Source organism: Oscillatoria nigro-viridis PCC 7112 (genome assembly GCF_000317475.1).
GTDB classification, from domain to species: domain Bacteria; phylum Cyanobacteriota; class Cyanobacteriia; order Cyanobacteriales; family Microcoleaceae; genus Microcoleus; species Microcoleus nigroviridis.
On the sequence record NC_019729.1, the window covers coordinates 4,552,103 to 4,564,419 of the forward strand.

Below are 12,317 nucleotides of genomic sequence, written 5' to 3' on the forward strand. Positions count from 1 at the left end.
TCTAAAATCCAAAATCTAAAATCCAAAATCCAAAATCTAAAATCCAAAATCTAAAATCTAAAATCGTATGATGTCCGACAATTCTAACCAACCCAGAGAATATGATGCCGTCCTCGGCGGTCAAAGTCAAATCCCGATCGCCGCCGCTGTTTTGGGAGGCATCGCCGGAGTCAAGCAGCGCTTCAACAGTCCTAGTATCGAGTCGCGGATTGCCGCTGTTAAAGATGCTCCTAAATACGGAGGTGCTGGTTTAAATTTAGCAATTGAGGCGCTGCTTGATCCCGCAGCAGAAGTGCAGCGAGTTGCTTATTTAATTTTGCGATCGAGGACAGAACCTCTAGTGCGTCAAGCTTTAAAAGACTTCGTGCCTTACAAGCTTTTTGACTGTATCCGCACTGTCAAAACAGGCACAAATCTGGCGATTAGTCCCGGAGGATCTCGCACGGCGAGTTTGCACGGGAAAATAATTAGAATTTGCGATGTAGATACAGGAGAAATACTCTATACTGTTGACAAGTATCCCCGCGCTCAAGAAACTTTTGTCCTTTGCAAAGAAAGCGAAGTTTTTGTAAGGAGCAGAAATACTCCCAAACACCGTGCGATCGAAATTTGGCAGGGAGGAGAATTGCGGCATACTTCCCTCGGACATGAAGCGGAAATTAGCGCAATTGTCATCAGTCCCGACAGTCAAGTTATCGCCAGCGGTTCGGCCGATACTACTATCAAAATTTGGAATTTAGAGACGGGAAAGTTAATCTGTACTTTTGGCAATCTTTTAACTTGGGGAGCTCATAAAGCAGGAATTGTTAGTCTTGCTTTTAGCCCGATCGCACAAACTCTCGCTAGCAGCAGTTCTGACGGTACAATTAAACTGTGGAACCTCCGCAGCAGAGAATGCTCCCAAACAATTAAAGGTTGCGCGAATTGTCTGGCTTTGGGCCCAGACGGGCAGACTTTGGCGGCTGGCGGCTGGGACAGAAACATTCAACTGCGGCAGCTATCGAATCCAGATAGTTCAATCACTTTGGCAGGGCATTTTAACTCGATAAATGCGATCGCCTTTAGTCCCGACGGACTCACTGTTGTCAGTGCTAGTGCCGATGGTAATATCAAATTTTGGAATGCCAGTACCGGCGAACATATTCACACTCTCAGCGGACATCAAAACTCTATTACTTGTCTTACTTTTAGCAGCGATGGTGAAACTATTATCAGCGGCAGTATAGACAAAACTGTCAAAATTTGGGGAGTTATACCATTTTAGATTTTAGATTTTAGATTTTAAATTGAAGAATTGGGAATGACTGCTCGGCTATGGGTTGGCAGCAGGGTCTACTGTTGTATTTTTATTTACGGGTATTAATTGAAGTCTAGCGATCGCCCCACTGCAAAAAAAATTATTCCGATGCCTGCGGAAAGGATATTATTATATTTTGGATCGCTCAACCCGAGCTTTTTTCGTATAAACCCGGTTTAGCAAGGCAAGCCTGCGTTCAGGACTATTCTCATAAAACTCGATCGGACGGACTTCCTAACTACAAACACCTTTTATGACTGGTAATTGACCGGACATGATATTTTAAGAGTGCGTCCAGGACTGTTTAATATGTCCCGATTCCCTCTTCCTCGGTGCGTGAATCTACGCAAACAAATATAATAAACTTACAATCCCAGTTCTTGTACAAGCCGAAGATTGCGGAACTTGTTTTTGCAATACTACAAATAGTGACCGTAAAAATACCGACTGGTAGGCCTTATTCAGCTTATTATCAAATTGTGAACTGTCGCCCGAAAGCCTGAGCGAGCCGCAATTTCTGAATCCTTTAAAGTAACTTGAAAATATCGCATCGCGGTCGGATGGGTATTCATGCTAATTGTAATATTTGACTTAAAAAGTTTATGCTTAAAAGATAGGCTGGGGTTAAATATAAAGTGCGCCCTAGAGTAACCATGTCACACTGCAACCAATCCATCTGTCGTTCCCGCAATCTCGCAGAAATGTGCGATACTGCTGCCAGTTGGCAGCAAAAAGCCGATCGACTAACGGTAGAATTAAACACCACCCAGGATCTGCTTCACGCAGAAATCGATCGGCTAAAACTTGCCAACGAAACCCTTCAGGCCGCCGTCAGTTGTGCCCCCGTTTTCCTGTGGGCAACCGACAGAGACGGCAAGTTAACTCTTGCAGCAGGGAAAGGATTAGAAAATTTGGGACTCAAACCAGGTGCAACTGTCGGGCGATCGATTTTTGAAGTTTACAGCAGCCAGCCAGATGTCTTAGAAAATATTGCTGAGGTAATAGCAGGAAACGATCGCACTTGGAACGTCCGAGAGAAGCATTTTATTCACGAAATTCGATCGGCAGCCCTGCGAGATGGAAACGGCGAAGTTGTCGGCGCAGTTGGTGTTTCTACTGAAATTACCGAGCGCGACCAGTCGATCGCAACTCTGGAAACAGCAAATCAAGAATTAGAAGAGAGACTGCAGCAGCAGACGGCAGTCTTCAATGCAGCACTTGCTGAAAGCGAAAAAAAGTACCGCAACCTCGTAGAAACCTCCCAAGAATTGATTTGGTCGATCGATATTGAAGGCCTCTTGACTTTTGTCAATTCCGCCGCCAAACGCATCTACGGTTACGAACCGCCAGAAATGATCGGACGCAGCTTCACCGATTTTTTAGTTCCCGATCGAGAAAGCAGACCAAGAGAAATATTTGCCCAACTTTTAGCAAGAACCAGAATTCAGCCACACACCGCTAATTCTCCTTACGAAACAGTACACATTCGCAAAGACGGTACTCCCGTTCACCTGCGCGTCAACAGCATCGTCAACCAAGCTGAAAACGGCGCTATTTTAGGCTTGTGCGGAACGGCGACAGATATTAGCGATCGCAAGCGATCGGAAGAAGCACTCCAAGAAGCTACAGACCAACTTCGCGCCGTTTTGGATGCCGTACCCGGACTGATTTCTTGGATCGGTTCAGATTTGCGGTATATCGGAGTCAACCAGCACTTAGCAACCTCATTCAACCTGTCTCCTGAAAGCTTTGTCGGTCAAGAAATCAACTTTCTCGACAAAGGCTCGACTTTCGGAGAACTGATCCGAATTTTTTTTGATACTTCATCTCAGCAAACCTGCCAAGAAATAGAAATAGAAATTAACGGTTTCGTCCGCAACTATTTGATAGTAGCTCAGAAATATCATCAGGGAACCGCAGCAGTTTCTGTAGGAATAGACATTACCGACCGCAAGCGTGCAGAAGCTCTCAAAAACCAATTGATCTGCTCGCTGCAAGAATCAGAACACAAATTTCGCAGCCTTTATGAAGCCACCAGCGACGCAGTAATGTTGCTTGACGAAAAGGAGTTTTTTGACTGCAACCCCGCTACCTTAAAAATATTTGGCTGTAGCAACACCAAAGATTTTTACGGCAAGAAAATGAGCGACTTTTCCCCACAATTTCAGCCTAGCGGACAAGACTCATCCAGTCTAGCAATACAGAGAATATCGACAGCAATGCAAACAGGTAGCTGTCGCTTTGACTGGGTACACAAACGACTCGACGGTTCAGAATTTCCTGCTGAAGTGCTGTTAAATGCAATGGAAATTAACGGACGAAAAGTAATTCAAGCAGTAGTGCGGGATATTACAGATCGCAAGCGCGACGAAGATGGCATCAAAGCATCCCTCGCAGAAAAAGAAGTTCTCCTCAAAGAAATTCACCACCGCGTCAAAAACAACCTCCAAGTTATTTCCAGTTTGCTCAAACTTCAGTCCCGCTACATCCAAGACAGCCGCGTTAGTGAAATGTTAAAAGAAAGTCAAAACCGAGTCAGATCGATGGCCCTGGTTCACGAACAATTGTATCAATCCAAAGACTTGTCAAACATTGACTTTGCTGAATACATCCAAAATCTAGCCCACAATTTATTCCAAGCTTATGAAAATCATGCAGAAGGCGTCAAGTTGCAAACAAATATTGCGCCGTGTTCTCTCAATATTGATACGGCAGTTCCTTGCGGGTTAATTATCAACGAGCTTGTGACAAATGCCCTCAAATATGCTTTTAAAGGGCAAGTGAAAGGTAAAATTAACATAGATTTCACTTTAGATAATAACAGAGTTTGCGTGCTAACCGTGAGCGACAGCGGAATTGGTTTTCCTCAAGATTTAGATTATCGCAAAGCCCGAACCTTGGGTTTGCGACTGGTAGGGTCTTTAGTCAAGCAACTTCGAGGGGGAATAGAACTCTTAGAAACTGCTGGCACGACTTTTAGAATAACCTTTTCTCAACCAAAATTGCACTCTGAGGAGAAAATTTAGTGTCCAACAAAAAAATTCTGATAGTTGAAGACGAGAGTATCATTGCGGAAGACATTTCCGACTGTTTAATATCTCTAGGATATAGAATAACTGGCATGGTCTATTCGGGAGAAGAAGCGATTGAATCGGCAGCCAAGTTGCGCCCGGATTTAGTTTTAATGGATGTTAACCTGCAAGGAGAAATCGACGGCATTGCAGCAGCCGAAGAAATTCGCTTGCGCTTTCAAATTCCGGTAGTTTATCTGACAGCTTATGCAGATGAAACTACTTTGCGGCGAGTCAATAGTACAAAACCGTTCGGCTATATTGTCAAGCCATTTGAAGAAAAAAACTTGCACACAACTATTCAACTGGCATTTTACCGACATCAGTATGACAGCTTGACCAACCTGCCGAATCGTTCATTTTTGCGAGAAAAGTTAAGTCTAGTATTAGATGGTCAAAAAGAATTGTCAGGAGTCGTTCCAGTTGTCACGCTTAGCTTAGATAAAATCAACCGCATTAACAGTACCTGGGGACACGATATCGGCGACTCAGTGCTTTGCACCATCGCCCAGCGACTAACTAACTGCATGGAAAACATTAATATTGTTGCTCGTTTGGAAGCGGCAGAATTCGCGCTGATTCTCAAACCAGTTGCAGACAAACAGGATGTGGCTAAGATTGCTCAAAACATTTTAGATATTGTATCCCAAGGTATGATTGTCAAAGATTGCGAAGTCTATGTCACTGCTAGTATGGGGATCTGCTTGTATCCCGGGGACGGCACCGACGGAGATGAAATGCTGAAAAATGCTTATATAGCAATGTATCAATCTCAGCAGAAAGGCGGCAATACTTATCATTTTTATACAGCAAAGAATGCTAATTTTTTTATCAATACACTTCTTCAAGAAACTTGCTTGCGCCAGGCTTTAAAAAGCTCAGAGTTTGAAATATACTATCAGCCGCAAATAGAAATAAAAACAGGTAAAATCATTGGGGCTGAAGCTTTGGTGCGCTGGAATCATCCAGAACGGGGGCGAGTTTCTCCCGGAGAATTTATTCCAATGGCTGAAGAAATGGGCTTGATTGCACCGTTGGGTGAATGGGTATTAGAGACTGCTTGCAGGCAAAATAAAACATGGCAAAGAGCAGGTTTATCGCCCCTGCGAGTGGCAGTTAATGTGTCAGCCCGTCAATTTGAGCGCAAAAATTTCACGGAAAGAGTCAGGGAGATATTAACAGAAACCGATCTCGATCCCAAGTGTTTGGAATTAGAACTGACGGAAAGTCTGGTTTTGCAAGACGAAATTGCAGCAGCTAAAGCTTTGATGGTGTGGAGAGATATGGGGATTAGGATAGCAATTGATGATTTTGGGACTGGATATTCTTCTTTGAGTTATCCGAAACGCTTTCCGTTTGATGCGATCAAAATTGACAAGAGTTTTATTCGCGATATTGCAGACGATCGCCAAAATGCAGCGATTACAATAGCGATTATTCAAATGGCACACTGCATGAACATGACGGTGGTGGCTGAGGGGGTAGAAAATAAGCAGGAACTTGATTTTTTGTGCGAGCACGAATGCGACGAAATTCAAGGCTATCTTTTCAGTCAGGCTTTGCCAAGGGCTGAGTTTGAAGCGCTGCTGAAAAGCGATAAGTGCTGGAATTTAGATCGATTCCGGTTGCAATCCTCCGGAATAGTTGACTGTTGACTGTTGACTGTTGACTGATGACTGATGACTGATGACTGATGACTAATTTAAAAGATACGATCGCCCAACCAACTTCCCAGCCACAGCCCAAAACCGGAAGTAGCCACCAACAGGATAAACGTATAAAGCCCGCTGGAGTTGTGGCTCAACCTTTCTGCAGCTACCATCCGCGCCACAACTCCAGCAATAATCCCGATCGCAGCCCAAGCCCCATAAACAGTCTTAGACCCGGCGATAGCCAAGGCTTGGACGATCGCCCCCGAACCCGCCCCAGCAAAAGCCCCCGCCCACGCCCCGATCCCCAGCCCGATCGCACCAGAGAGCCCGACGGGGCCGCCAGAATTCACGCCTACTTCCGTCGCCAGCCCGCACGTCAAGCCGACAATCGCCCAACACACGGCCGCCACCAACGCCTTAACCCAATTCCCAGAACCCGTTCCCGCCAGCAATCCCACCACTGTCACCACTCCCCCTACAGCCAACACAGCAGCCACAGCCCGAGACTCTGCGTCGGAACTGGCGATCGCCCCCAAACCAGCACCAACTGCGCCCCAAGCAGCCCCTGTTACCATTCCTCCCGCCTGAAAACCGGCGATCGATCCCCCTACCGCCCCAGCCAAAACTAACGCCGCCAGCCACACTCTAGGCGTTGCCGAACCCTCCGCCAGCAAAATCGCGGCCCACAGCCAATCTGCACCGCAGATTAAAGCCCACATCCACAGCGGGGCGACTGATACCGTCAAAATCCAACCCGTCAAAGCGTAACTCGCCACGGCGATTGCCAGCGGCCACCCAGGGAAGCTGGAATAGTGTTGAGATGGCCGCACTTCCCTCGGCGCGCTTCGCGGTTTTGAGTATTGAGTTGAAAATTCTGTTTTCCTTTTCGAGGTAAGCTTTCGATAGTTTTGAGATGGCCGTGCTTCCCTCGCAACGCTTCGCCCAGGTTGCTTTGTGCCCCGCCACGCTTGGCGATTTTGAGTGGTAAATCGTTTCTTGCTGGAAGAGTTTTTTTGAGTGAGAAATTTTTTGGAGGCGGCTTTTGGGCGGGTTTGACGGCGCTGGGAACCAGGGCTGGCGGCTGATTTTCCAGAACGCCTTCTCAGCGGTTTTTCCGGCGCAGGCGGCGGTGGCTGCTGAAACTGTTTTTCGATCGACCTCGATGATTCAGGCTGACTCAGAAACAACACCAACTGCTGGTAAGCTTCATTAATTTCTGTTAATCGCTGTTGAGCTTTTTGTTGCAGGCGATCGTTGTGGGCAAAGCGATCGGGATGCCACACAAACGCTAAATCCCTGTAAGCGCGCTTAATTTCTTCTAGGGAACTTCCCGGCTCAATTTCGAGGATTTCGTAGCATCGATTAATGTCAGCCATAGGCTTGGGGCAGGTGTTTGTAAATTCGCGTGAAGCGAAGCTATCCCGTAGGGAATCGTACTTAACATCTTGTACTATTCTCAGCCAAGCTGCACAGTAAGCCGATTTGAGATTTGAGATTTGAGATTTGGACTTACGCATCACAACCTTCAGAAACCGGGTTTTTTACCGTTTCTGCAAGCTGTAACGAAGTATGATGCAAAAAACTCGGTTTCTGACCACCCGTGCGTTTACCGCTTGCGAGTCATAGAAGATAACATCCAAGATTTCTCTCTTTGACTGAGTAGGCGGTCTGGTTTTCTTGTTTCGGGGTCATAATGGCTCGATGAGTTCCCACTCTCGATCGGTTAAGCTGCCGGAGTACGACATTTTTTTTCCGATCTTAGCCGATCGTCAGAAAGCCCAAATAGGTTCTATAAGCTTTACAGCTATTTAGCTGTACCTCACCCAACTCTGAAGTGCTATATACTGGAGAAGAAAAATCGCCCTCAAAGGCAAATGTCAGCATTGTACTATTGAACTAAGAATAAATGGCTCATGCTTCCTTTTGCATCTCGTATTGTATGCCAAACCTTACTTTTATTGAGTCTGTTAAATACCCCTGCCACAGCAACCCAAGTCTGGATTGGTGCTGGACGAATTACTGATGGTATTGGACAAGGAGGCTCGGTTAAACTGAAACTAGAAATTGAGGGCAATCATGTCAGATCTATATACGGGTTTCATTTGAATGGTGCTATCTCTAATGGAACGATTAGTACAAAATTGGCTCATTGGCGGTTTAGAAAGTGTTCACAAGATTTGTGTGTAACTTTAAACCGAATCCGACCCAAGCAAACAATTTTCTATCGGCTGCACAGAACAAATAAATAATGGAAAGATAGAATGAACACTGTCAGATATCGTCCAGCAATAGGTCTTTGCTTAATAACTGTTTGGAGCTTATTTTACTGTGCAGTATCTAGCAACTTACCTATTCTCAATAAAATGGAGCTGGACATTCAGGATAGTCTAATAAGACTGCATAAACCAAGGCGTCTGCCCGAGGAAATTCTCCTGCTTAAAATCAAGCAGCCTGCAATTTTAGGATATAACTTTCATAACTTATATAAACTGAATATTTTCTATGCAAATTTAGTGAAAACCTTAATCAACAGTGGTGCAAAGCTTGTAGTCATAAATTTGCCAGATCAAATGAGCCAGTACATTGATGTTGATACAGCTCCTCAGTTAGAACATCCCTTTCAAGAGTTGATTAGTAAATATTCAAACCAGATTGTTTTGGTGGCTCGTTCAAGCAACTTGCCATCCGAAAATTCCGTGCTAAATAATTATAATAATTTACTTCCTTTCGACAATGAAAGTATCAATCCTTCTATTCGCCCAGAGCAGATAGTAAGTTACTTCAGATATGCAGCACATCCACAAAGCTTAGACAGCCCAGCTCGAAAAGCCGAGCTATTTTCCAATTTTAGCTATGAAGACGATCCAGATATTAATATACATCATAAGGTTAAATCTGTGGCAACGATGGCATTAGAAAAATTCTATATGAACTCAGGAAATATCAGAGGTTTTCAAAATATCACCAATTTACAAACTCTTGTATCTTTTCAAATAAACTTCTGGGGTTCGGGTGATAGATTTCCTAGTATTGAGCTTGATTTTCAATGTCCTTCCTCTCAGCTAGAGAGAGAACACTGTCATCCTTCTTTTGACCGCCAATCTCTTCAGAAGCTCCATGATAAACTTGTATTAATCGATCTTCCCGAAGGGAAAGGATCTGAAACCTATCGAGAACTATCTCCTTTTGGGGAGATGTCTGTTGCAGAAGTAGAAGCTAATCAAATAGCTAGTTTGATGACCCATTCATTTCTGACAAGAATCCCGAATTGGTATGACTACATCATCACAACTTTGGGTCTTGACTCGATCGGCCTATATATACTTAGCCAAGGCAAAAAGCATAAACTTATACCTGTTTATAGGCTGGTTGGCGGGTTTCTTACGATCTTGGTAGGAAGCTATGTAGGTTTAAGTTTTATCTTGTTCTATCGAGGGTTAATTATTCCATTATCCATCCCAATTTTAGGTTGGGTAGGAACAGGTTCAGGTGTAGCCATTTATTCAATTATCAGGCAGTCTATCCAACAACAGCAGAAATTAGCTGAGCGACAAGCTATTCTGTTGCAATCGCGGAAACTCCTCCATCGAGTTGCAACAGACATTCATGATGGCCCACTTCAAGAACTCAAATTGGCTATGGATAGTATTGAACTTCTAGCCCTCAGTCATCCATCTCCCCTGATGAACTCAATCTTAGATCGATTAGAAGCAGTTGGGCTTGCGCTTCGCAATCAGCTCAGCAGCACACGGACAATTGCAGAAAAGCTAGAGATTACACCAGAATTGCAAGATGGACTCGATCGGGGGATACACCAATGGCTCCAAAAACTGATTAACTCAAGAGAATTAACCTTGAGTGTCAAAGAGCATCTACAACCCCTGCGAGAACCCAAATCTGATAGTGCTTGGATTGATTCGAGAGAGGATATATTTCGCTTTTTTCGAGAAGCGATCGCTAATGTGATTCGTCATGCCCAACCTCCAAACGGATCGGCAACGCAAGTTTCAGTCTCGCTTACTCAAAAAGATCATCAGTGCCGATTAGCGATCGAGAATAATGGAACTAGCCTCACCCCTATCTTATTAGATATTCCTCACAAGAAACGTCGTAGTGGTGGATATGGCACTAAACTGATGAAAACTATTGCCGCTGAGATCCCAAATGGGGCTTGGCAAAGGGTTCAATTAGAAGAAGGTGGGATGCGGGTAACACTAGAATGGACGATTGACACCCCATAACATGATAACAAAGAAGGGTATAACTATCCGATCAACCTACGTTTAATTGCCTCCATGCAAACTGCGATTCGGGTATTAGTAAGTTGACCGTCAAGCTGATCGACATTCAGTTTTGCTTTGAGACTCTGGACGTAGTTCTGAGCTGTTTTGAGGGATATGTGCATCCGATCTGCAATTGCCTGATCCGTAAGGGCTTGGTTGCATAACAAGTCCAGTACCGTTCTATCCTTATCAGTCAAGGGCATTTCGTTCATTAAATTACGAGGAATCTTACACTGTCCGGCTAAAGCACTACGACCTCCTTCTAGAAAAGCATTCCGTCTTTCCATTTTATTAACGACAGCAAATCCCCCTTGATGTTCAAATATTTGCTTGAGGACTTGCCTTAAATAGCTTGGTTCGCTGGTATAGACGAGAACATTTAACAGAGGGTGATGCTCAAAAATGTGGTTTAGTAGCGCTAAACCAGGCTTGGCTGACTCCTCGCCTGTCAAAGTCCCAAATTGTAAGTCAACTACTACTAAATCTATGTTCTCTTGCTTGAGTTGCTCAATCCCCTCTTCAGGGGTTTCCTGAATAATGCAGGAACACTGAGGCTCTATCATCCTCAAAAATTCACAATTATTTTGACCGACTTCAGGGTGATCCTCAATGACCAGAAAGCGTTGTGTTTGAGAACTCATAGTTTGACCGCCTTGACACTCGCCAACCTAAAGGATGGGGATTCTTAATTCAGCGACTGACCTTTAAGTGTTGCGTCCTTACGGCAATACTCAAACCTTTTAACCGTAGAAATCCTACCAATTAACGAGTCTGATTCGCACCCGCCCCAGAGGGTCTATCTCCAAAAGCGTACTAGGATATTGACCTAGAGTTTGGGTATGCCCTACCCTACCTAACAAAAGTAAATTGTTTGTTTTTCTGGTTGTGAGACTTTATTAAGCCTCTAGCTGTTTTAAGAGTTTTCGCCGCTCTTTGTCCCCCGGTTTACGCCTAAAAGTGTGTCTGAGTCCCTGTTTCACGATGGCGAAGGAGTTTAACCTTGACTATTCTAGTATACCACAAATACCAGGAATTCCCTAATTTTTAGGAATGGATTTAAGAAATTGAAGCCGTCCTTTTAGGACGGGGTTTTCAACCCAGTTTTTTGATAACTATTTTATCATTTCTTCAGCAGACTCGTTTTCGCGACTATTTAGACTGGCTGTATAACGCGAGGTGTTACTGATAATGATAATCGTGAGGGAGGGGAAAGGCGAGTGCTACTCGCCTTTTCTCTCCCTCCTCTATTGTGTAAGCCTACAGAGTTACAATTTTGGCTTTATAACCTTTATGCTCTAGTTTTTGAACCTCTTTGTTAGCAGCTACACGATCTCGGAAAGTTCCAGCATTTATCCATTTTTCTTGATTGGCGCGGTGATACTGGACGCGGTATTCATGGTGACGTTGGGATTCAAGCGCAACTTTTGTTGTTGGCTTCATAGGCTGAGCATTGGCTTGGAGGGGAACAGCAATGCCTAGCCCAAGGGTAGCTAGAGAGATCAGCGCAACCATTACCTTATTCATGATTCAGACCTGTTTGTAAAGTTGATAGTTTGATTCTGTCATTCAAGTCTTTCGGTAGATAGGGGAGTAAGCGCAAATAATATTGCGTGTTTACGCAAGTCCGTCTCAGAAGAAGAAAACTCGACCTCCACTCTGGACAAAGCGGCAAATTATTAATGGCATATTTTCTCCCTCTATTGTGTAAGACTACAGAGTTACAATTCTGGCTTTATAACCTTTATGCTCTAGTTTTTGAACCTGTTTGTTAGCAGATACACGAGTTCGGAAAGTTCCAGCATTGATCCATTTTTTTTGATTGGCGCGGTGATACTGGACGCGGTATTCATGGTGACGTTGGGATTGAAGCGCAACTTTTGTTGTTGGCTTCGTAGGCTGAGCATTGGCTTGGAGGGGAACAGCAATGCCAAGCCCAAGGGTAGCTAGAGAGATCAGCGCAACCATTACCTTCTTCATGATTCAGACCTGTTTGTAAAGTTGATAGTTTGATTCT

At 44.4% G+C, this 12,317-nt stretch carries 9 protein-coding genes; 4 read left to right on the forward strand and 5 right to left on the reverse strand.

Going from position 1 to position 12,317, the window contains the following annotated elements; genetic code table 11:
• Window positions 1–67: 67 nt before the first annotated feature.
• The 3 genes from OSC7112_RS19135 to OSC7112_RS19145 all read left to right on the forward strand — a co-directional run bounded on the left by OSC7112_RS19135 (window position 68) and on the right by OSC7112_RS19145 (window position 6,023).
• Window positions 68–1,264 carry a WD40 repeat domain-containing protein gene (locus OSC7112_RS19135; RefSeq protein ID WP_015177447.1) on the forward strand — a complete coding sequence of 399 codons (1,197 nt, stop codon included), beginning with the start codon at window positions 68–70 and terminating at the stop codon, window positions 1,262–1,264.
• A gap of 686 nt (window positions 1,265–1,950) precedes the next feature.
• Window positions 1,951–4,323: a PAS domain S-box protein gene (locus tag OSC7112_RS19140; RefSeq protein ID WP_015177448.1), complete on the forward strand. Its 2,373-nt coding sequence runs from the start codon at window positions 1,951–1,953 to the stop codon at window positions 4,321–4,323.
• Entirely contained in the window at window positions 4,323–6,023 is a 1,701-nt protein-coding gene (locus OSC7112_RS19145; RefSeq protein WP_015177449.1) for a putative bifunctional diguanylate cyclase/phosphodiesterase, read from the forward strand. Before OSC7112_RS19140 ends, OSC7112_RS19145 begins: the two co-directional genes overlap by 1 nt.
• 47 nt (window positions 6,024–6,070) lie before the next feature.
• On the opposite strand, the gene OSC7112_RS19150 is transcribed toward OSC7112_RS19145, so the two are convergent.
• Both OSC7112_RS19150 and OSC7112_RS41840 read right to left on the reverse strand, forming a co-directional pair.
• Window positions 6,071–7,537 carry a J domain-containing protein gene (locus tag OSC7112_RS19150; protein ID WP_015177450.1) on the reverse strand — a complete coding sequence of 489 codons (1,467 nt, stop codon included), beginning with the start codon at window positions 7,535–7,537 and terminating at the stop codon, window positions 6,071–6,073.
• Window positions 7,538–7,778: 241 nt separating this feature from the next.
• Window positions 7,779–7,904 carry a hypothetical protein gene (locus OSC7112_RS41840; RefSeq protein ID WP_263053533.1) on the reverse strand — a complete coding sequence of 42 codons (126 nt, stop codon included), beginning with the start codon at window positions 7,902–7,904 and terminating at the stop codon, window positions 7,779–7,781.
• Window positions 7,905–8,383: 479 nt separating this feature from the next.
• Between OSC7112_RS41840 and OSC7112_RS19160 the strand changes: the two genes are divergently transcribed.
• Window positions 8,384–10,261: a sensor histidine kinase gene (locus OSC7112_RS19160; protein ID WP_041622624.1), complete on the forward strand. Its 1,878-nt coding sequence runs from the start codon at window positions 8,384–8,386 to the stop codon at window positions 10,259–10,261.
• Window positions 10,262–10,284: 23 nt separating this feature from the next.
• Here OSC7112_RS19160 and OSC7112_RS19165 read toward each other — a convergent pair whose 3' ends face one another.
• From OSC7112_RS19165 to OSC7112_RS19175, 3 genes are all read right to left on the reverse strand, one after another.
• Window positions 10,285–10,944, reverse strand: a complete 660-nt coding sequence (locus OSC7112_RS19165) for a response regulator transcription factor (RefSeq protein ID WP_015177453.1) — start codon at window positions 10,942–10,944, stop codon at window positions 10,285–10,287.
• Window positions 10,945–11,560: 616 nt separating this feature from the next.
• Window positions 11,561–11,827: a hypothetical protein gene (locus OSC7112_RS19170; RefSeq protein ID WP_015177454.1), complete on the reverse strand. Its 267-nt coding sequence runs from the start codon at window positions 11,825–11,827 to the stop codon at window positions 11,561–11,563.
• A gap of 186 nt (window positions 11,828–12,013) precedes the next feature.
• Entirely contained in the window at window positions 12,014–12,280 is a 267-nt protein-coding gene (locus OSC7112_RS19175) for an SPOR domain-containing protein (protein WP_015177455.1), read from the reverse strand.
• Between the last annotated feature and the right edge of the window lie 37 nt (window positions 12,281–12,317).